Origin of the sequence: Streptomyces sp. NPDC058157, from assembly GCF_042884105.1 — a bacterium.
Lineage (GTDB): Bacteria > Actinomycetota > Actinomycetes > Streptomycetales > Streptomycetaceae > Streptomyces.
Genome location: NZ_JBHVUQ010000013.1, coordinates 22048 through 42867 on the forward strand (window position 1 = coordinate 22048; position 20820 = coordinate 42867).

19 protein-coding genes are annotated in these 20820 nt (G+C 70.9%); 11 read left to right on the top strand and 8 right to left on the bottom strand.

Annotation, left to right across the window (positions count from 1 at the left end; genetic code table 11):
- The first annotated feature begins 145 nt into the window (after window positions 1-145).
- The 8 genes from pflA to ACFVXK_RS05645 all read left to right on the top strand — a co-directional run bounded on the left by pflA (window position 146) and on the right by ACFVXK_RS05645 (window position 7845).
- On the top strand, window positions 146-982 hold the full coding sequence (gene pflA, locus ACFVXK_RS05610; protein WP_389610234.1) for a pyruvate formate-lyase-activating protein: 837 nt from the start codon (window positions 146-148) through the stop codon (window positions 980-982).
- A gap of 67 nt (window positions 983-1049) precedes the next feature.
- Entirely contained in the window at window positions 1050-2150 is a 1101-nt protein-coding gene (locus ACFVXK_RS05615; protein WP_389610235.1) for an MFS transporter, read from the top strand.
- Window positions 2147-4465 carry a molybdopterin oxidoreductase family protein gene (locus ACFVXK_RS05620; RefSeq protein WP_389610236.1) on the top strand — a complete coding sequence of 773 codons (2319 nt, stop codon included), beginning with the start codon at window positions 2147-2149 and terminating at the stop codon, window positions 4463-4465. The genes ACFVXK_RS05615 and ACFVXK_RS05620 overlap by 4 nt, the downstream gene beginning before the upstream one ends.
- Window positions 4466-4472: 7 nt before the next feature.
- On the top strand, window positions 4473-5072 hold the full coding sequence (locus tag ACFVXK_RS05625; RefSeq protein WP_389610237.1) for a 4Fe-4S dicluster domain-containing protein: 600 nt from the start codon (window positions 4473-4475) through the stop codon (window positions 5070-5072).
- A complete protein-coding gene (locus ACFVXK_RS05630) occupies window positions 5069-5731 on the top strand; it encodes a ubiquinol-cytochrome c reductase iron-sulfur subunit (RefSeq protein ID WP_389610238.1) in 663 nt (220 codons plus the stop codon). The genes ACFVXK_RS05625 and ACFVXK_RS05630 overlap by 4 nt, the downstream gene beginning before the upstream one ends.
- The gene (locus ACFVXK_RS05635; protein ID WP_389610239.1) at window positions 5728-6096 is read left to right on the top strand and encodes a hypothetical protein; all 369 of its coding nucleotides are present in this window, start codon (window positions 5728-5730) and stop codon (window positions 6094-6096) included. Before ACFVXK_RS05630 ends, ACFVXK_RS05635 begins: the two co-directional genes overlap by 4 nt.
- A gap of 2 nt (window positions 6097-6098) precedes the next feature.
- A complete protein-coding gene (locus ACFVXK_RS05640; protein WP_389610240.1) occupies window positions 6099-7526 on the top strand; it encodes a NarK family nitrate/nitrite MFS transporter in 1428 nt (475 codons plus the stop codon).
- A gap of 91 nt (window positions 7527-7617) precedes the next feature.
- On the top strand, window positions 7618-7845 hold the full coding sequence (locus ACFVXK_RS05645; RefSeq protein WP_389610241.1) for a hypothetical protein: 228 nt from the start codon (window positions 7618-7620) through the stop codon (window positions 7843-7845).
- A gap of 13 nt (window positions 7846-7858) precedes the next feature.
- Here the strand turns inward: ACFVXK_RS05645 and mscL are convergent, their stop codons facing one another.
- The 7 genes from mscL to ACFVXK_RS05680 form a co-directional block, all read right to left on the bottom strand.
- A complete protein-coding gene (mscL, locus tag ACFVXK_RS05650; protein ID WP_389610242.1) occupies window positions 7859-8359 on the bottom strand; it encodes a large conductance mechanosensitive channel protein MscL in 501 nt (166 codons plus the stop codon).
- Window positions 8360-8482: 123 nt separating this feature from the next.
- A complete protein-coding gene (locus tag ACFVXK_RS05655; RefSeq protein ID WP_389610243.1) occupies window positions 8483-8935 on the bottom strand; it encodes a hypothetical protein in 453 nt (150 codons plus the stop codon).
- A gap of 302 nt (window positions 8936-9237) precedes the next feature.
- Entirely contained in the window at window positions 9238-9795 is a 558-nt protein-coding gene (locus ACFVXK_RS05660; protein ID WP_389610244.1) for a carboxymuconolactone decarboxylase family protein, read from the bottom strand.
- 207 nt (window positions 9796-10002) lie between these two features.
- Window positions 10003-10836 carry an S-methyl-5'-thioadenosine phosphorylase gene (locus tag ACFVXK_RS05665; protein WP_389610245.1) on the bottom strand — a complete coding sequence of 278 codons (834 nt, stop codon included), beginning with the start codon at window positions 10834-10836 and terminating at the stop codon, window positions 10003-10005.
- Window positions 10837-10914: 78 nt separating this feature from the next.
- Window positions 10915-11232 (bottom strand): FmdB family zinc ribbon protein, encoded by a 318-nt coding sequence (locus tag ACFVXK_RS05670; protein WP_389610246.1) that lies wholly within the window; start codon window positions 11230-11232, stop codon window positions 10915-10917.
- 67 nt (window positions 11233-11299) lie between these two features.
- Window positions 11300-12631 (bottom strand): MFS transporter, encoded by a 1332-nt coding sequence (locus tag ACFVXK_RS05675; RefSeq protein ID WP_389610247.1) that lies wholly within the window; start codon window positions 12629-12631, stop codon window positions 11300-11302.
- Window positions 12632-13047: 416 nt separating this feature from the next.
- Entirely contained in the window at window positions 13048-14553 is a 1506-nt protein-coding gene (locus tag ACFVXK_RS05680) for a potassium/proton antiporter (RefSeq protein WP_389610279.1), read from the bottom strand.
- Window positions 14554-14789: 236 nt separating this feature from the next.
- On the opposite strand from ACFVXK_RS05680, the gene ACFVXK_RS05685 reads away from it, so the two are divergent.
- The gene (locus tag ACFVXK_RS05685) at window positions 14790-17726 is read left to right on the top strand and encodes a penicillin acylase family protein (protein WP_389610248.1); all 2937 of its coding nucleotides are present in this window, start codon (window positions 14790-14792) and stop codon (window positions 17724-17726) included.
- Here ACFVXK_RS05685 and ACFVXK_RS05690 read toward each other — a convergent pair whose 3' ends face one another.
- On the bottom strand, window positions 17727-18353 hold the full coding sequence (locus tag ACFVXK_RS05690) for a 5-formyltetrahydrofolate cyclo-ligase (RefSeq protein ID WP_389610249.1): 627 nt from the start codon (window positions 18351-18353) through the stop codon (window positions 17727-17729).
- A 94-nt stretch (window positions 18354-18447) separates the two neighbouring features.
- On the opposite strand from ACFVXK_RS05690, the gene galU reads away from it, so the two are divergent.
- The gene (gene galU, locus ACFVXK_RS05695; RefSeq protein ID WP_389610250.1) at window positions 18448-19350 is read left to right on the top strand and encodes a UTP--glucose-1-phosphate uridylyltransferase GalU; all 903 of its coding nucleotides are present in this window, start codon (window positions 18448-18450) and stop codon (window positions 19348-19350) included.
- A gap of 4 nt (window positions 19351-19354) precedes the next feature.
- Window positions 19355-20698: a gephyrin-like molybdotransferase Glp gene (glp, locus tag ACFVXK_RS05700; RefSeq protein WP_389610251.1), complete on the top strand. Its 1344-nt coding sequence runs from the start codon at window positions 19355-19357 to the stop codon at window positions 20696-20698.
- Window positions 20699-20820 lie beyond the last annotated feature (122 nt).

The window sequence follows — 20820 nt, forward strand, 5'->3', positions numbered from 1 at the left end:
GACCACCCGCCCCCCCCCCCGACCCGCGGGCCCCACCGGCCGGCGGGCCCCGGGCCCCCAGGACCTCGGGCCGAACGCCCCGCCGACACCCCGCCGACGACCCCCCACCTCCACCGGCCACCGGAACACGTCTGGAGCACCCGCCATGACCGTCCTCTTCGGTACGAGCCTCCCCGTCGGCCCCGCCGCGGCCGCCGCCGCGCCGCCCGCCAGCTGCGGCCGCACCCCGGCAGCCGCCGTGACGCAACGCCCCAGCGAGGGCTCCGTGCACTCCTGGGACCTCTCCACCGGCGTCGACGGACCCGGTACCCGCTTCGTGACCTTCCTCGCCGGCTGCCCGCTGACCTGCCTCTACTGCCACAACCCCGACACCATGCGCATGCGCGGCGGCACGCGCACCTCCGCCGACGACGTCATCGCCGAAGCCCGCAAATACACCCGCTTCATCTCCGCCTCCGGCGGCGGCGCCACCATCTCCGGCGGCGAACCGCTGCTCCAGCCCGTCTTCACCGGTGAACTCCTGCACCGCATGAAGCACGAGCTCGGCCTCCACACCGCCCTCGACACCTCCGGCTTCCTCGGCGCCCGCGCCACCGACGCGCTGCTGCGCGACGTGGACCTCGTGCTGCTCGACATCAAGTCCTGGGACCGCGACACCTACCGGCACCTCACCGGCCGCCCGCTCGAACCCACCCTCGACTTCGCCCGCCGCCTCGCCGCCCTCGGCAAGGAGGTGCACCTGCGGTTCGTACTGGTGCCCGGCCTCACCGACGCCCGCGACAACGTCGACGGCGTCGCCGCGTTCGCCGCCGGCCTCGGAAACGTCTCGAGGGTCGACGTACTGCCCTTCCACAAGCTGGGGGAGGGCAAGTGGGACGCCCTGGGCATGCCCTTCACCCTCCACGACACGCCCTCGCCCACCGCCGGACAGGTGGCCGAGGCCAAGGCGGTCTTCGCAGCCCGCGGACTGCACGCCATATGACCCGTCCGGAGCAATCATAAAGTCCGCATAACGGGCTAAAACGGTCCAGACCACCTAGCGTGGTGCTGTGTCCGAGCCCACAGAAGTACGCGCCGCAGCCCCGCCGCCACCCCCCGGCGCGCCCGAGCCCCCGCCGCCGGCCGGCCGCTCCGTCACCGCACGGGCCACCCTGGCCGGCGCAGCCGTATCCGCTCTGCTCGTCATCGCGATCGTGCTCGGCAGCCGGCTCCTGCGGGACTTCGACTCCGCCCTGCTGCCCTACGCCGTCGCCACCGTCTTCCTGGCCTTCGGCGTGGCCTACCGGTACACCGTCTGGGTCTCCGCACCCGGAGCGCGCCGCCTCTTCAAGAAGGGCTTCGGCAGCTTCTTCTCAGCCGCCAACTTCAAGAAGGCGCCCACCGCCCTGCCCCGGATGATCGCCACCTACCTCGGCTTCCAGAAGTTCCTCGGCGCCCGTTCCCGCTCCCGCTGGGCCGCCCACCAGCTGATCTTCTGGGGCTGCCTGCTCGCCGCCGCGATCACCTTCCCCCTCACCTGGGGCTGGTTCACCTTCACCTCGGGCAGCGGCTCGGGCCCCGGCTACGAGATGCGCATCTGGGGCATCAAGGTCCTCGGCTTCAACTCCCTGAACATCCTCGGCTGGCTGATGTTCCACGGCCTGGACATCGCCGCCGTCCTCGTCATCCCCGGAGCCGGCTACTTCCTGTGGCGCCGCATGAAGGACCGCGGCGCCATCACCGGCCAGCGGTTCGCCTACGACCTGCTGCCGCTGATCTGCCTCATCGTGATCTCGGTGACAGGACTCCTGCTCACCTTCTCGTCGATCTTCCTGCACGGCGGAGGCTACGAGTTCCTCGGCATCCTCCACATGGTGTCGGTCGTCTTCACCCTCATCTACATCCCCTTCGGCAAGTTCTTCCACATCGTCCAGCGGCCGGCCGCCGTCGGCATGCAGCTGTTCAAATACACCGCCCGCCAAGACGACCAGATCTTCGCCTGTAAGCGCTGCGGCGAACCCATCGACACCACCCCGTACGTCGAGAACCTGCGCGGCACCATGCGCGACCTCCGCCTCGACTTCAACGCCTTCGTCGAGTACTGCCCCCGCTGCAAGCGGATCCTGCGCGGCAACGCCTACCTGACCCACGTCAAGAAAGGCTTCAAGTGACCGCGACGGACCCCGCGAAGCGGACCCCCCTGCCCCTCGACCCGGCCATCGCCCCGCCCGGCACCCGCAACTTCCGCGACGCCGGCGGCCTCCCCGCCGACCGCTGGCACGCCGACCAGACCGGCGAAACCCTCGTCCCCACCCACTGCTGCTTCTGCGGCGTCCAGTGCGGCATGTACCTGCGCGTCGACCACGGCGGCAAGGTCTTCGGAGTCGAACCCCGCAACCACGACATCAACCGGATGCGGATGTGCCCCAAGGGCCTCAACGCCTACCAGCAGGTCAACCACCCCGACCGGCTGACCGCCCCCCTGATGCGCCGCTCCCGCGACGAGGAGTTCAGAGAAGCCTCCTGGGACGAGGCCCTCGACTTCACCGTCTCCGAGATCCGCCGCATCCAGAACGCCCACGGCAACGACGCCTTCGGCCTGCTCGGCGGCGCCAGCCTGTTCTCCGAGAAGACCTACCTCGTCGGCAAGTTCGCCCGCGTCGCCCTCAAGACCAAACACGTCGACTACAACGGCCGCCTCTGCATGGTCAGCGCCGCAGGCGCCAACAAACTCGCCTTCGGCATCGACCGCGCCGGCAACCCCTTCTCCGACATCCTGCTCACCGACTGCCTGCTCATCGCCGGGTCGAACGTCGGCGAGTGCTTCCCCGTGATGACCCAGTACCTGTGGGGCGCACGCGACCGCGGCGCCACCCTCATCGTCGTCGACCCCCGTGAGACGGCCATCGCCCGCACCGCGGACATCCACGTCGCCCTGAAACCGGGCACGGACGCCGCGTTCTTCAACTCCGTCCTGCACGTGATCGTCGCCGAAGGGCTCACCGACGACACCTATCTCGCCGCACACACCACCGGCTGGGACGAGGTCAAGAAGACCGTCGCCGACTACCCGCCCGCCCGCGCGGCCGAGATCTGCGGCATCCCCGCCACACAGATCACCCAGGTCGCCCGCGCCTTCGCGACCGCCGGAAAGGCCATGGCCTGGCACGCCCGCGGCATCGAACACCACTCCCAGGGCGTCGAGAACTGCCTGACCGTCATCAACCTGTGCGTCGCCACCGGCAACATCGGCAAACCCGGCGCCGGCTACGGCACCATCACCGGCCAGGGCAACGGACAAGGCGGCCGCGAGCACGGCCAGAAGTCCGACCTGCTCCCCGGCGGCCGCTCCATCACCAACCCCGAACACCGCGCACAGATCTGCCGCATCTGGGGCATCGAGGAGTCCGAACTCCCCGGTGCCGGGACCTCCATGATGGAGATGGTCTGGCAGATGCAGCGCAAGGAGATCCGCGGCCTCATCGGCATCTGCAACAACCCGTTCGTCTCCCTCCCCAACTACGCCGTGGTCAAGGCCGGCTACGACACCGCCGAATTCCACGCCCAGTTCGACTTCTTCCTCTCCGAGACCGCCGCGAACGCCCACGTCGTGTTCCCCGTCACCACCTGGGCCGAGGACGAAGGCGTCATGGCCAACGCCGAAGCCCGCGTCGTCAAGCACAACAAGGCCCAGGAACCCCCCGCGGGCGTCCGCACCGACACCTGGGTCATCTGCGAACTCGCCCGCCGCCTCGGCGCGGGCGACCACTTCGACTTCCCCGGCTCCCGCGAGGTGTTCGAAGAACTGCGCATCGCCTCCGCGGGCACCGTCAACGACTACTACGGCATCACCTACGACCGCCTGGACGCCACCGGCGGCATCGCCTGGCCCTGCCCCACCACCGACCACCCCGGCACCCCACGCCTCTTCGAGGACGGCCGGACCTACCACCCCGACGGCAAGATCCACCTGCAGGTCGTGGAATGGCACCCGCCCATGGACGCCTACACCGAGGAATTCCCCCTCTCCCTCACCACCGGCCGCACCGTCGCGCACTTCCTCTCCGGCAACCAGACCCGCCGCCTCGGAGCCCTCGTCGAACAGACACCACGCCCCTGGGTCGAAGTCCACCCGTGCCACGGCTTCCACAACGGCGACCCCGTGAGGGTGATCACCCGCCGCGGCAGCGAGGTGTTCCCCGCCCTCGTCACCGAGGCCATCCGCCCCGACACCGTCTTCATCCCCTACCACTGGCCGGTCCCCACCGCCGCGAACGCTCTGACCATCGACGCCCTCGACCCCCGCTCGAAGATCCCCGAGTACAAGGTCTGCGCCGCCCGCATCGAGTCGGCCGAACGCGTCGACGACGTCCCCGCACCCCCCACGCCGCCCGGCCACCAGTCCTACCCGGAGGCCCAGGCCTCCCGCACCGACCCCCTGCCGCCCACGTCCCCGCAGGGCCGTGGCACCGCGGAGAGGAGCTGACGCCGCCATGATGGGCCGCACGATCTTCATCGACCCGGGCCGCTGTATCGGATGCCAGGCCTGCGTCTCCGCCTGCCGCGAATGCGACTCTCACCGCGGCAAGTCGATGATCCACCTCGACTACAGCGACCCCGGCCAGTCCGTCGCCTCCCTGCCCACCGTCTGCATGCACTGCGAGGACCCGGTCGCCCCCTGCGCCGAGGTCTGCCCCGCGGACGCGATCCTGGTGACCGCCGACGGCGTCGTCCAGCAGGCCGACACCACCCGCTGCATCGGCTGCGCCAACTGCGTCAACGCCTGCCCCTTCGGCGTCCCGAAGATCGACCTGCAGGCGAAGCTCCAGATGAAGTGCAACCTCTGCTACGACCGCACCGCCTACGGCCTGGCCCCCATGTGCGCCACCGTCTGCCCGACCGGCGCCCTCTTCTACGGAACCCTCGAAGAACTCCGTGCCGAGCGCCCCGGCGTCCAGGTCGCCGACTCCTTCGCCTTCGGCGACGTCGTCGTATCCACCGGCGTGGCCATGGTCGTACCCGCCGACAAGGTCCAGTGGCCCGTCCCCGGCGGCCTGCCCGTCGTCGAAGTCAATGGGGTGGATGTGCGATGAGCGTGACCGAACAGCCGGCGCCACAACCCGGCCAGGGCCCCGGCGACGCCGACGGGGACGCCGCCGCAGCGCAGCTGCGTGAACGGATCAGCGCCGACTCCCTGACCACCCGCCGTGACTACCTGCGCATCGTCGCCACCGTCTCCGGCGGCCTCGCCATCGGCGGAGTCGGCGTGGCCGCCGGCATCCTCCACCGGCACGGCGACAGCCAGCACCTGCCCGAAGCCAAGAAGGTCACCGACGCACTCGCCCCCGGCCAGTCCGTCGCCTTCCGCTTCCCCGGAGACGAGGACCGCGCCCTCGCCGTCCGGCTCGCCGACGGAAGCCTCGTCGGCTACTCCGCGGTCTGTACCCACCTGGCCTGCGCCGTCCTGTGGCGAGAGGACCGCGGCCCCGACGGCGAGCTGTACTGCCCCTGCCACGAAGGCGTCTTCGACGCCCGCACGGGCGAGGTCACCGCCGGACCGCCGCCCCGCCCCCTCCCCAGGATCTTCCTCACCGAACGCGCCGACGGCAGCGTCTGGGCCATCGCCACCGCCCGGTCGGGAGAGACCGCCAAGGAAGCCCTTTGCCGGCAGTTCGGCGACTCCCGCCCCGAGGCAGCACGGCGCCTGGGCTGCCCCGGCACGGCCCGCGCCACCGAGAGCAGGCGGACATGAGCGACCCACAGCTGCCCCCACGGCCCGCATACCACCCGGGAAGTGCCCAGCCCCGGCTGAACCGCCCCGTGCACGAGCGGTACCCGCAGATCCGCCCCACCAGCGGCTACGGCGACCCGCGGATCCGGCGCACGGGCCCCGGTCCCGGCGCCGGCACCGAACAGGAACCCGAGCGTTCCTCCAAGCTCAACGCCCGTCTCGTCCTCGCCCTCACCGTCGTCATCGGGCAGCTCTGGGCGCTGACCGTGACCGTCAACGAATGGATGAAGGGCAACACGGCCACCGCCTGGTGGGGAGCGGGATTCCTGATCCTGTCCTTCCTCGTCGTGATCGCCCTGTGGCTCCTCGACCCGAAGGACCGATGACCATGTCCCTTCCGACGCCCACCCCGTCCGCGGTCCGCTCCCACCGCAAGGAGACCTACAAGCCGGGTGCCGTCATCGGGGACTGGCGCCCGGAGGACGACGGCTTCTGGCAGTCCACCGGCCGCAGGGTCGCCCAGCGCAACCTCTGGATCTCCATCCCGGCGCTGATGCTCGGCTTCGTGGTCTGGCAGGTCTGGTCGGTCACCGTGGTCAAGCTGAACGACGTCGGCTTCGGCTTCTCCAAGTCGCAGCTGTTCTGGCTGACCGCCATCCCCGGCATCACCGGCGGCACCTTCCGGATCCTGTACACCTTCATCGGCCCCATCTTCGGCGAGCGGAAGTTCACCGCCTTCAGCACGCTCGTCCTGGTCGCCCCCATGCTCTGGCTGGGCTTCGCGCTCCAGGACACCGGAACCCCCTACTGGGAACTCGCGCTCATCGCCGCCGTCTGCGGCATCGGAGGAGCCAACTTCGCCTCCTCCATGGCCAACATCGGCTTCTTCTTCCCCAAGCGCGAGAAGGGCAGCGCCAACGGCCTCAACGGCGGCCTCGGAAACCTCGGCGTGAGCGTCGTCCAACTGGTCGCGCCCCTGGTGATCACCGCCGCCGTGCTGGGCCCGCCGGCGGGCGGACCGCAGCACGACGCGAAGAAGAACACGGACATCTGGCTCCAGAACGGAGCCTTCCTCTGGGTGCCGCTCCTGGTCGTCATGGCCCTGCTCGCCTGGTTCCTGATGAACGACCTCAAGGTGGCCGCGGCCCCCTTCAGCCAGCAGAAGGTCATCTTCACGCGCAAGCACAACTGGCTGATGACCTGGCTCTACGTCGGCACCTTCGGCTCCTTCATCGGGTTCGCCGCCGGTCTGCCCCTGCTCATCAAGAACAACTTCGAGGCGCAGGGATACCAGGCGACCACCTACGCCTGGATCGGCCCCTTCATCGGCGCGCTGATGCGCTGGGCGGGTGGCTGGCTCTCCGACCGGATCGGTGGCGCCAGGGTGACCATGCTGTCGTTCGTCGGTATGGCGGCCGCCCTGATCGTGGTGATCTTCGCCCTGCCGTCCGGCGGGGACCAGGGCAATTTCTGGGCGTTCTTCGCCGGCTTCCTGGTGGCCTTCGCCTTCTCGGGACTGGGCAACGGATCCACGTTCCGGCAGATTCCGGTGATCTTCCGGGAGCAACACATGCGCCAGGCCGAGGGCCAGGGCCCCGAGGCGCAGGCAGCCGCGCTGAAGCAGTCGGAGATGGAAGCGGGTGCCGTCACCGGCTTCTCGTCCGCCATCGCCGCCTACGGCTTCTTCTTCATCCCCGCCATGTTCGCGGCCACCGCCGTCACCAACGCGCTGTGGATGTTCATCGGCTTCTACGCGACCTGCCTCGCGGTCTGCTGGTGGTTCTACGCCCGCAAGGGCGCGGAAGCCCCCAGCTGACCCGGGCCGGGGCCAAGGCCGCGGCCGGGGCCCGGGCCGGAGCCCCGTTCCAGGCCGGGGCCCGGGGCCGGGGCGGCCGTACCCTTGAGCCATGAGCACCGCCCCCGCCTCCGACCCGCAGTCCCCCGACCCCGCAGCCGGGGCGAAGCCCGAGCCCACCCCGACCCAGAGGCCCAGGCCGAAGCTGGTCTTCGACGACCCGCTCGACCAGCAGTCCTCGGACGACACCGACCGGGGCTGGGGCGAACGGCCGCCCGCCGGCGGAAGCGCGGCCGACCTCGCCCGCTTCCTGGACGAGAAGCCCCCGCACCACATCTGATCCGCCGCGGCGGTCAGACCGCGTCGCGCGCCCCCGGAGTCCTGGTGTTCTCGCCGTGCCCGTTGCGCTGCGAGACCAGGGTGTCCCGGATCTCCTTGAGGACCTCGAGCTCGGTGATCTCGATGGTCTCCCTGACGCCTTCCTTGGCCTTGCGGCGCTCCTCCTGCCGGGACAGGTACTTCGCCATCGGCAGGACCATCAGGAAGTAGACGACGGCGGCGGTGATCAGGAAGCTGAGCGTCGCGTTCAGGACCGAGCCCCACATGATGTTGACGCCGGTCGGCTCGCCCTTGGCGTCCACCCCACAAGGTGCCTTCAGGCACGAGGTGTAGACATCCAGGTTTTTGGTGCCGATGGCGCCCACAAGCGGGCTGATGATGCCCTTCACGATCGAGTTCACGATGTTCGTGAACGCGGCGCCGATCACCACGGCCACGGCCAGGTCCACCACGTTGCCGCGCATCAGGAAGGCCTTGAAGCCCGCCAGGACGCTCTCCTTCTTCTTCTCGCTCACGACTGAGCCTCTCTTCGTCACTGCTGTACACGGAGCCAACGGTTCCGAAAGCTACGGCAGTGATGGCACGCCATGTCCAATCGGCGCCCACCTCAGAGCGACTTGACTGTGCGTCAGTGCGAATCAGCACAATGCCACCGCCAGTCGTGCCACTGCTCCGGCCCCCACCAGGGCCCGCGCGGTGTCCCGGGGCACCGACAGCACCACCAGCGCCCCACCGTCCCCCAACGCCTTCTCCGGCGCCGGGACTTCGGCCACCCGGGCCCCCGACGCCACCACCCTCGGCGGTCCCGTGCGTTCCGCCGCCACCACGTCGACCCGGTCCCCGGGCCGCAGCAGCCGTACCGTGGCCGCGTCCGCGATGCGCACGGGAGCCGACACCATCCGCACCGCCGCGGGCGACGGCTTCACCTCGGGCGGGGCCGCACCCCGGGAGGCCTGCGCGTCCGCCCCGCCCATGGCCAGAGCGGCCGCCACCACGGCCAGCCCGGCCGAAGCCGCCCGCCGCTTGCGGCGCAGGGCACGGCCGAGCCGCCCCCGGGCCCGGCGCACGCGCAGCGGCGGGAACGGAGGCACGGGGCGCGCAGGCCGGCAGGCGGAGGAGCCGGAGGAACACGACGAGGCGCCGGAGGAAGAGGACGCGGGAGAAGTCGTGGGAGAAGTCGCGGGGGAAGCCGTGGACGCCGGGGATTCCGGGCGGCCGGGAGAGGACGCGGACATGCTGATCACCACCGAAGGGTTCGGGATTGGGTGCCCGGGCCCAGTGCCCGGACCCTCCCACGATCCGCCCCGACGCCCGGCTCCGCTCCGGCCTGTGGACGATCCCCAGGTTGTGGACAACCCGTTCACCCACAGGGGCAGGACCCCCGCCCGACCGCTCAGGGCCGGCTCGGCACCCGGCAGGCCTCCGAGAACCCCTGGCTGGTCAGACCGAACGCGCTGTTCACCCGCGAACGCCAGTTCTCGAGCGCGACCACCGCGGTGAGCTCGACGAACGCCGGCTCGCCCAGCCGTGCGACGAGTCCGGCCGCCATCTCGTCCGTGACCGCCGGCGCCGTCTCGGTCATCGCCTCCGCGTACTCCATCACCAGAAGCTCCAGCTCGGTGAACGCCTCCCGCTCCGCCCGCCACCGAGGCACCCGCTCGATCTTCTCCGGCGAGAGACCCAGCTCGTGGCCCTCCCAGTAGCCGAAGTCCATGCACCACGAGCAGTTGATCCGCGCGGCGCAGGCCATCACGGCAAGGTGCTTCAGCCCCGCGTCGAGCTCGTTCCACTTCGCCGCCCGCTGCTCCATCCGGACGTACGAGAACAGCACGCGCGAGTTGTGCCCGTACGCCTGGCCGGGGTCGAGCACCTTGCCGTAGGTGCGACGCGAGTACCAGGCGCCGAGGCGCGTCAGGAGGGTGCGGGGCGGGGTGAGCGAGATGCGCGGCATGGCTGGCCTCTTCCGGAAAGGGGCCCCTTCGACCCCGTCACCAGGGAGACAGGACAGCCTCGCGGAACGTGACACCGTCGGAGGAATCGTTTCCCCAGCCGCCAGGGTGCCTGCAGGCCACCCGCAGAGGTCGACCGGGAGCCGCCCGCGGTCACCGAGGGCTCCGCGCCCCGGCCCCGGTGCGGCTCCGGTCGGCCTGTAGCGCGCCTACGGCAGTTCGATGCCCAGGTCCCAGCCGTCGTGGGCGTGGGTGCACAGGCAGTCGCGGTCAGCGGTCGCGGGCAGGGCCGCCACGGCGTCGAAGAGGACCTCGCGCAGCCGGCTGACGTTCTCGCCGAACACCTTCAGGACCTCGGTGTGCGAGACCCCCTCGCCCGTCTCGGCACCCGCGTCCAGGTCCGTCACCAGCGCCATCGAGGTGTAGCAGAGCCCCAGCTCACGTGCGAGGACCGCCTCCGGATGCCCGGTCATGCCGACCACCGACCAGCCGGCCGCCGCGTGCCACTGCGACTCCGCGCGCGTCGAGAACCGCGGGCCCTCGACGACGACCATGGTGCCGCCGTCCACCGGCTCCCACTCCCGCCCGCGCGCCGCCGAGAGCGCCACCGAGCGCCCCACCGGGCAGTACGGGTCGGCGAAGGTGGTGTGCACGACGTTCGGGACGCTCCCGTCCGGCAGCGGCTCCCCGTCGAAGAAGGTCTGCACGCGGGACTTCGTCCGGTCCACCAGCTGGTCCGGGACCAGCAGCGTGCCCGGCCCGTACTCCGCCCGCAGGCCGCCCACCGCGCACGGCCCCAGCACCTGCCGTACGCCGACCGAACGCAGCGCCCACAGGTTGGCCCGGTAGTTGATCTTGTGTGGCGGGACGGTGTGGCTGCGCCCGTGCCGCGGCAGGAACGCCACCTGCCGGCCGGCCAGCTCGCCCAGGTACAGGGAGTCGCTCGGAGGCCCGTAGGGGGTCTCGACCTGGACCTCGGAGACGTCCTCAAGGAAGGAGTAGAAGCCCGACCCGCCGATTACACCGATCTCTGCGTTCACCATGCGGCCACCCTAACGGGGGACGCGCAAGGCCCCGCCGCCCAGGAGGGCGAGCGGGGCCTTGCGCAAGAGGCTGAGAGGTCAGGCGGCCGAGCTGGAGCTGCCGCCCGTGCTCGAAGAGGTCGAGGAGGACGCGGCGGCCGGGGCCGAAGCGGTCGACGTCGTCGTGGACGACGAGGACGCGGACGAGGACTTCGACGCGGGCGTGCTGCTCGACGACGCGCCACGGCTGTCGTTCCGGTAGAAACCGGAGCCCTTGAACACGATGCCGACCGCGGAGAACACCTTCTTCAGGCGTCCGTCGCAGCTCGGGCACACGGTCAGCGCTTCGTCGGTGAACTTCTGCACGGCCTCAAGGCCCTCACCGCACTCGGTGCACTGGTACTGGTAGGTCGGCACGAATTTCCTCCTGGCACTCTGACTCAATGAGTGCTAACGACGCTCCATGGTGACGTATTCCGGCGGATCAGTCCACCGTCACGGGCGTGCGGTGACCGATCCCACGCTCGGTCGCGCGCTCCCGGCCGGCCGGGTCCGCCGCGGCGGCGGCCGGCGCGGAGGAGTTCACGATGCGGCTCGGGGCCTTCGGCGCGAGCTTCGCGCGCAGGGCCAGCAGCGTGGCCAGCGCCAGCGCGGTGGCGGCCAGCGGCACCAGGAAGCCGTACGAGGAACCGTGCGCGTCCGTCAGGCGGCCGGCCACGATCACGGCGACGGCCTGCCCGAAGGCGACCGCGCCGGTCAGCCAGGTGAACGCCTCGGTACGCGAGGCGGCCGGAACCAGCTGCTCGATCATCGTGTAGCCGGTGATCAGCGCCGGGGCGATGCACAGGCCGACGACCAGGCCGACCGCGCCCATCAGCACGGCCGAGTTCACGGCCCACAGGACCGAGGCGGCGGCGGTCAGGCCGACGTAGCCCAGGATCAGGCGGCGGCGCGGACCGATCTTCCAGGCGACGGCGCCCATGGTGATGCCGGCGATCATGTTGCCGGCCGCGAAGACGCCGTACAGCAGGCCGTTGGCGCCGGGGTTGCCGATCTCGCCGGCGAAGGCGGTCAGGGACACCTGCATGCCGCCGAAGACGGCGCCGATGCCGAGGAAGGCGACGATCAGGACGCGCAGGCCGGCGAAGGACAGGGCCGAGGCGGGCTTCTCGCCGTGGGCCGCCTTCGCGGCGGTCTTCGGCTCGGTGGAGCGCTGCGCGGCGAAGAACAGCCCGCCGAGCAGCGTCAGGGCCGCCTCGGTGGCCAGACCGGCCGCCGGGTGGACGCCGGTGCACAGCGCGGTGGCCAGCACCGGGCCGACGACGAAGGTGAACTCGTCGGTGACGGACTCGAACGCGGCGGCCGTCGGCAGCAGCGCGGAGCCCTCCAGCTTGGCCGCCCAGCGGGTCCGGACCATGGGCCCGACCTGCGGGACGGAGGCGCCGGCCGGGACGGCGGCCAGCGCGAGCGCCCACAGCGGGGCGCCGAGCAGGGCCAGCGCGGTCAGACCGGAGACGGCGGTGGCGTGCGTGAGGACGACCGGCACGAGGACGGCGCTCTGGCCGCGGCGGTCGGTGAGCTTGCCCATGACCGGGGCGAACAGCGCCATGGAGACGCCGGTGACGGCGGAGACGATGCCCGCGTCGCCGTAGGAGCCGGTGGCGTGCTGGACGAGCAGCAGGATGCTGATGGTCAGCATGCCGAACGGCAGACGGGCGGCGAAGCCGGGGAGGACGAACGAGAGGGCGCCGGGCGTGCGCAGGAGCTGCCCGTAGCCGGGTCGGACGGACTTGTCGGTCGTGACCGCGGATGTCACGGCCTGGCCTTTCCGCTGCCTGGTAGAGCGTCCCCGTCTGCGGACGGCCGGCCGCTTTGTGAGCGGCCGTACCCGTACATGTGGGAGCCCCGAGAGCTGTCCTCTTGCGCAGAACCGAGTGATACCTGGGCGCCCACTGCGGGAGGGTGCCACGGCCGCTTTGCGGTCGCGCCAGCTCTGCGTCAGGCAGAGTTGGTTCGATCTGGTGTGCCTTCATCGTACAGGGGAATCCCCTACCACGCCCTGTGATTACGGTGACAAGGCATGTCTTCACCTGCGATTAACTGGAACTTCGCATTCCTGACCCTCCGAAATGGGGGCAAGGTCAGGCGCAAGCCACCGAAAATGGCCCAATTAGAATGACGCTCTAACCGAAAACCGCTGTTCGGACGGCCTTGGCCGCCACCCTCCGGCACCTAGAGTGACGTTCCGCCACCGGTGCCCAGCCACCCCGCGAGCTTGCCCCCGCGCGCCACCGCCCGCAGCCGGGCCTCCGCCGCGTCCCGCACCGGATCCGTGGCCACCACCAGCAGCTCGTCCCCCCGGCGCAGCACCGTCGACGGCGCCGGCACGAAACTCTTCGCGTCCCGGACCACCAGCGTCACCGACGCCCCGGCCGGCAGCCGGAGCTCGCCGACCTCGACGCCGTGCATCCGCGACGCCTCGGGTATCGCGAACGACAGCAGGTGTCCGCGCAGCTTCTCCAGCGGCGCCGACTCGATGCCCAGGTCGGCGGCGGCCTCGCCCGTCTCGCGCAGGTTCAGCTTCCGCGCCAGCCACGGCAGGGTCGGCCCCTGCACCAGCGTGTAGACGACGACCAGCACGAAGACGATGTTGAAGACCCGGTCGCTGCCCTCGATCCCGGTCACCATCGGGATCGTCGCCAGGATGATCGGCACGGCGCCGCGCAGCCCCGCCCACGACATCAGCACCTGCTCCTGCCACGCGACCCGGAACGGCAGCAGGCTGACGAACACCTCCAGCGGCCGCGCCACCATCGTCAGCACCAGTCCGATGATCACAGCGGGCCAGAAGTCCCCGGCCAGCTCGTGCGGCGTCACCAGCAGGCCGAGCAGCACGAACATGCCGATCTGCGCGATCCAGCCCAGCCCGTCCGCGAACCCGCGCGTGGCCGGCCAGTGCGGCAGCTTCGCGTTGCCGAGCACCATCGCCGCCAGGTAGACCGCGAGGAAGCCGGAGCCGTGCGCCATCGCGCCGGCCGCGTACGCGGACACCGCGATCGCCATCACCGCGATCGGGTACAGGCCGGAGGCCGGCAGGGCCACGTGCCGCAGCCCGTACGCCCCCAGGAAACCCACCGCCAGGCCTATCGCCGCACCGATCGCCAGCTCCAGCGCGATCTTGCCGACCAGCACGTACCAGCTGTCCACCGGCCCGACCGTCGCGAAGGCGACCACCAGGATGACGACGGGCGCGTCGTTGAAGCCGGACTCCGCCTCCAGCACACCCGTCACGCGGGAGGGGAGCGGGACCTTGCGCAGCACCGAGAAGACCGCCGCGGCGTCGGTCGAGGAGACGACCGCACCGATCAGCAGCGACTGCCGCCATTCGAGTCCGACGAGGTAGTGCGCGCCGGCCGCGGTGACGCCGACGCTGACCGCGACGCCGACCAGCGACAGGACGACCGCCTGTGGCAGGGCCGGCTTGATCTCTTTCCACTTCGTGCCCAGACCGCCCTCGGCGAGGATGACGACGAGCGCGGCGTAACCGATGACCTGTGTCAGCTCGGCGTTGTCGAATACGACGTTGCCGATGCCGTCCTGGCCTATCGCGATGCCTATGCCGAGGTAGATGAGCAGGCTGGGGAGGCCGCTGCGTGAAGAGATGCGTACCGCCGCCACCGCGACGAGCAGCACGAGCGAGCAGACCAGCAGGAGCTCATTGAGCGTGTGGACAGTCAGTGGGCGGCCCTTTCCTCAAAGCGCGCCCGGCGGAACGTTCCACCGGCGGCGTATTCGGCAAGTGCTTCGTTACCTTACCTAATCTTTGACGGACTCTTTACGCGATACCCACATTGTGAAACGGCAGTTCGCCCCTGTCCTACGGACCTTGACCCCTGGCGGATCAACGGAGGCGGTCCTGCGCCTATGGTTGCTCCCAGCACTCCCAGGACCACCCTGCCCCTCGAAGGACAGCGATGCCCGCCAAAGAATCCGGACCTTCCGTCAAGAAGAAGGGACGACGCGCACGCCTGCTCGTGCTCGTCTTGGTCCTGGCGCTCTTGGCGGGCCTCGGCTACGGCGCGTACTGGAGCGTGGACACCGTGCGCGCTTCGTTCCCGCAGACCACCGGCTCCCTCAAGGTCCCCGGCCTGACCGGGACCGTCGACGTCAAGCGCGACGAGCACGGGATCCCGCAGCTCTACGCCGACAACGACGAGGACCTCTTCCGCGCGCAGGGCTTCGTCCACGCGCAGGACCGGTTCTGGGAGATGGACGTACGCCGTCACATGACCTCCGGCCGCCTCTCCGAGATGTTCGGCTCCGGCCAGGTCGAGACCGACGCCTTCCTTCGCACGCTCGGCTGGCGCCAGGTCGCGCAGGAGGAGTACGACAAGAAGCTCTCGCCCGAGACGAAGAAGTACCTCCAGGCCTACGCCGACGGGGTCAACGCGTGGCTGAAGGGCAAGTCCGGCAAGGACCTCTCCGTCGAGCACGCCGCCCTGAAGATCACCGACGGCTACAAGCCCGAGAAGTGGACGCCGGTCGACTCGGTGGCCTGGCTCAAGGCGATGGCCTGGGACCTGCGCGGCAACATGCAGGACGAGATCGACCGCTCGCTGATGTCGAACAAGCTCACGCAGGCGCAGATCGACGAGCTCTACCCGGCGTACCCCTTCGACCGGAACAAGCCGATCGTCGAGGGCGGCACCGTCGCGGGCGGCAAGTACGCGCCCCAGGGCACCTCCGGCTCCTCCACGACGGGCACCTCCGGCACGGGCACGACGGGCACCGGCACGACCGGCACCTCCGGCACGGGAACGACCGGCACCGGCTCCACCACCGGCACGGGTACGGGCTCCACCACGGGCACGGGCACGGGCACCGGCACCGGGTCGCAGGCCACCCCCAACGGCGGCACCAACCCCGCCACCGGCCTCGCCGACAACGCCGGCGCCCAGGGCGCGACCGTCGGCCTGCGCACGCAGCTGACCGCCCTGTCCAAGACGCTGGACGACATCCCGGCCATCCTCGGCCCCAACGGCAGCGGCATCGGCTCCAACTCCTGGGTCGTCTCCGGCAAGTACACGACCACCGGCAAGCCGCTGCTCGCCAACGACCCGCACCTGTCCCCGCAGCTGCCCTCGGTCTGGTACCAGATGGGCCTGCACTGCCGCGCCGTCTCGGCCAAGTGCCAGTACGACGTCGCCGGCTTCACCTTCTCCGGCATGCCCGGCGTGGTCATCGGCCACAACGCCGACATCGCCTGGGGCATGACCAACCTCGGCGCCGACGTCACCGACCTCTACCTGGAGCAGGTCCGTCCCGAGGGCTACGTCTACGACAACAAGGTCGTCCCCTTCACCATCCGTGAAGAGGAGATCAAGGTCGCGGGCGGCAAGAGCAAGAAGATCACCGTCCGCACCACCAACAACGGACCGCTGATCTCCGACCGCAGCGACGAGCTCGAGACCGTCGGCTCCCGCGCCCCCGTCCCCAGCTCGGCCCCCGACCGCGGCACCGGCTACGCCGTCGCCCTGCGCTGGACCGCACTGGACCCGGGCAAGTCGATGGACGCCGTCTTCAAGCTCGACCGCGCCAAGGACTTCGCCGGCTTCCGGGCCGCGGCCGCCGACTTCGAGGTCCCGTCCCAGAACCTGATCTACGCCGACAACAAGGGCCCCAACGGCAACATCGGCTACCAGGCCCCGGGCCGCATCCCGCTCCGCGGCCAGGGCGACGGCCGCATGCCGGCCCCCGGCTGGGACCCCAAGTACGCCTGGAAGGGCGGCCGCGACGGCGGCGCCGGCTACATCCCGCAGAACGAGCTGCCCTGGGAGCTCAACCCGCAGCGCGGCTACATCGTCACCGCCAACCAGGCCGTCACCGAGTCCGGCACCGGCGCGGGCAAGTACCCGTACGTCCTGACCACCGACTGGGGCTACGGCGCCCGCAGCCAGCGGATCAACGACCTCATCGAGGCGAAGATCAAGGACAGCGGCAAGATCTCCACCGACGACATGCGCACCATGCAGATGGACAACAGCAGCGAGATCGCCGCGCTGCTGACCCCGATGCTGGCCAAGATCCCGGTCTCCGACCCGGACGTGCGTTCGGCGCAGAAGCTGCTCGAGGGCTGGAACTACACCCAGGAGAACGACTCGGCGGCGGCCGCCTACTTCAACGCCGTCTGGCGCAACATCCTCAAGCTGGCGTTCGGCGACAAGATGCCGAAGGAGCTGCGCGTCACCGACAGCTGCATGAACGTCATCGAGGAGGGCACCGGCCCCAACGACGACCTCGCCAAGACCGTCCGCGAGTGCGGCACCCGCGGCGCCGACTCCGCGCAGCCGGACGGCGGCGACCGCTGGTTCGAGGTGGTCCGCCGCCTGGTCAAGGACGAGAAGTCGCCGTGGTGGACCGCCACCCCGAAGACCGTCCACGACAAGCCCATCAAGACCCGCGACGAGCTGTTCGCCCGGGCGATGGAGGACGCGCGCTGGGAGCTGACCGCCAAGCTCGGCAAGGACCAGTCGACCTGGAGCTGGGGCCGGCTGCACCAGCTCACGCTGAAGAACCAGACCATCGGCAAGGAGGGCCCGGGCTTCATGCAGTGGCTCCTCAACCGCGGCCCGTGGAACCTGGGCGGCGGCGAGGCCACCGTCAACGCCACCGGCTGGAACGCCTCCAGCGGTTACGACGTCACCTGGGTCCCGTCGATGCGCATGGTCGTCAACCTCAACGACCTCGACAAGTCCCGGTGGATCAACCTCACCGGCGCCTCGGGCCACGCCTACGACAGCAACTACACCGACCAGACGACGATGTGGGCCAAGGGCGAACTGCTGGACTGGCCGTTCGGAAAGGACGCCGTCGACAAGTCGACAGTGGACACGCTGACGCTCAAGCCGTGATCACGGCCTGAAGCGCACCACCCCCGACGGGGTGGCGACCGCCTGGACGGGGTGGTCGTGCGGTTCCTCCGGGACCCGCGCGACCACCTCTTCGTCGTAGAGGAGCACCACCAGCGCCGGATGCGCACCGGCCCGCTCCAGCCGTGCCAGCACCCGGTCGTACGAGCCCCCGCCGCGCCCGAGCCGCATCCCGCGCCGGTCCACCGCCAGCCCGGGCAGCAGCACCGCGTCCGCGCCGGTGACCGCCTGCGGACCCAGCGCCGGACCGGACGGCTCCAGCAGCCGCATCTTCCCCGGATGCGCCGCCTCGGCGAGGCTGCCCGGGCCCTCGTACACCGCCCAGTCGAGATCGTTGTCCGGCAGCAGCAGGGGCAGCAGCACCCGCTTCCCGGCATCCCGCAGCGCGTCGAGCAGCTCGCGGGTGCCCGGCTCCGAGCCGACGGACACGTACGCGGCCACCGTGCGCGCGCCGGCCAGCTCGGGCAGTGCCAGCGCCGAGCCGACGAGGGCGCCGGCCGCCGTACGGCGGGCCTCGGGGGACAAGGCACGGCGGGCGGCGAGGAGTTCCTTGCGGAGGGCGGCCTTCTCGGGAGGGAAGGGGAGGTTTCCGGACAGGCTCTCTACCACAGTTGAGTCACAATTCCTTTTCTATCGGGACAGAGTTGGATCTATTTACCGGAATCTGGTCGGGTGTTCGGTGCGACCCACTATCGTTCTGCCCATGACTCAGTCGCACCCCGTGATCAAGAAGGCCGTCATCCCGGCTGCGGGCCTCGGTACCCGGTTCCTCCCCGCCACCAAGGCGACCCCCAAGGAAATGCTGCCGGTCGTGGACAAGCCGGCCATCCAGTACGTGGTCGAGGAGGCCGTTTCGGCCGGACTCGACGACGTCCTCATGATCACAGGACGTAACAAGCGCGCGCTCGAGGACCACTTCGACCGCAACTACGAGCTGGAGTCCGCCCTGATCGCCAAGGGTGACGACGACCGGCTGAAGAAGGTCCAGGAGTCCAGCGACCTCGCCACCATGCACTACGTCCGCCAGGGCGACCCCCGCGGCCTGGGCCACGCCGTGCTGTGCGCCGAGCCCCACGTCGGCGAGGAGCCCTTCGCCGTCCTCCTCGGCGACGACCTCATCGACCCGCGCGACCCCCTCCTGCGCCGGATGGTCGAGGTCCACGAGAAGACCGGCGGCACCGTCATCGCCCTGATGGAGGTCGACCCCGCCAACGTCCACCTCTACGGCTGCGCCGCCGTCGAGACGACCGGCGAGGACGACGTCGTCCGCATCACCGGCCTCGTCGAGAAGCCGGAGCCCGCCGAGGCGCCCAGCAACTACGCGGTCATCGGACGCTACGTCCTGCACCCCGCGATCTTCGGCATACTGCGGGAGACCGAGCCGGGCCGCGGTGGGGAGATCCAGCTCACCGACGCCCTGCAGAAGCTGGCCGCCGACGAGAACGTGGGCGGTCCGGTGCACGGCGTGGTCTTCCGCGGCCGCCGCTACGACACCGGGGACCGGGGGGACTACCTGCGGGCCATCGTCCGACTCGCCTGCGAGCGTGAGGACCTGGGCCCGGAGTTCCGCACCTGGCTTCACCGTTACGTCACGGAGGAGATGTAGCACCTTGAGCAGCAGAGCACCGCAGGACACCGGCCACCACCGCCTGTGGTCGGTGGACGAGCACCTCGCGGACGTCCTCGCCGCCGTCCGGCCGCTGGAGCCCATCGAGCTCCAGCTGCTCGACGCCCAGGGCTGCGTCCTGGTCGAGGACGTCACCGTGCCCGTCGCCCTCCCGCCCTTCGACAACAGCTCCATGGACGGGTACGCCGTCCGCACGGCCGACGTCCAGGGCGCGAGCGAGGAGTTCCCCGCGGTGCTCACGGTCGTCGGGGACGTCGCGGCCGGCAGCGGCGAGCTGCCGACCGTCGGCCCCGGCCAGGCCGCCCGCATCATGACCGGCGCCCCCCTGCCGCCCGGCGCGGAAGCCGTCGTACCGGTCGAATGGACCGACGGCGGCACGGGCGGCGGCGCCGCCTCCGGCATGACCCCGGCCAGCGCCGCGCCCGAGGGCGCGGCCGGCGAGGTCCGGGTCCACCGCCCGGCCGAGGCGCGCGCGCACGTGCGCGCCCGCGGCAGCGACGTGCAGGCCGGCGACCTGGCGCTGGCCGCCGGCACCGTACTCGGCCCGCCGCAGATCGCGCTGCTCGCGGCCATCGGCCGCGGCACGGTGCGGGTCCGGCCGCGCCCGCGCGTGGTGGTCCTGTCCACCGGCAGCGAGCTGGTCCAGCCGGGTGAGGCACTGGCTGCCGGGACGATCTACGACTCCAACAGCTTCGCCCTGGCCGCCGCCGCCCGCGACGCCGGCGCCATCGCCTACCGCGTCGGCGCGGTCGCCGACGACGCCGACACGCTGCGCTCCACCATCGAGGACCAGCTGATCCGCGCCGACCTGCTGGTCACCACGGGCGGGGTCAGTGTCGGTGCGTACGACGTGGTCAAGGAGGCCCTGACCGCGGCCGGCACCGGCGACGGCGAGGAGCCGCAGGCCGGTGGGGTGGACTTCCGCAAGCTCGCGATGCAGCCCGGCAAGCCACAGGGCTTCGGCACGGTCGGCCCCGACCACACCCCGCTGCTGGCCCTGCCCGGCAACCCGGTGTCCTCGTACGTGTCCTTCGAGCTGTTCGTGCGTCCCGCGATCCGGGCCCTCATGGGGCTGCCGGCGTCGCAGGTCAGCCGGCCGAGCGTGCGGGCCGTGCTGAAGGCCGACGCGCCGCTGGGCTCCCCGGCCGCACGCCGGCAGTTCCTGCGCGGGAAGTACGACCCCGACGCGGGCACGGTCAGCCCGGTCGGCGGATCGGGCTCGCACCTGATCGCCGCGCTGGCGCACGCCGATTCCCTGATCGTCGTACCGGAGGACGTCACCTCGGTGGAGCCGGGCACCGAACTGGAAGTCGTACTGCTCGGCTAGGGGGCCGGCCTGGCCGCCCGGCCGGCGGCCCTGTTCGGCCAGTGGTCCTGCCCGGCTGGGCACCGCCCGGTGCGGGTAGCGTGTTGCATCACACAGGCCCCGGCGTTTCGGGGCCCGGAGCG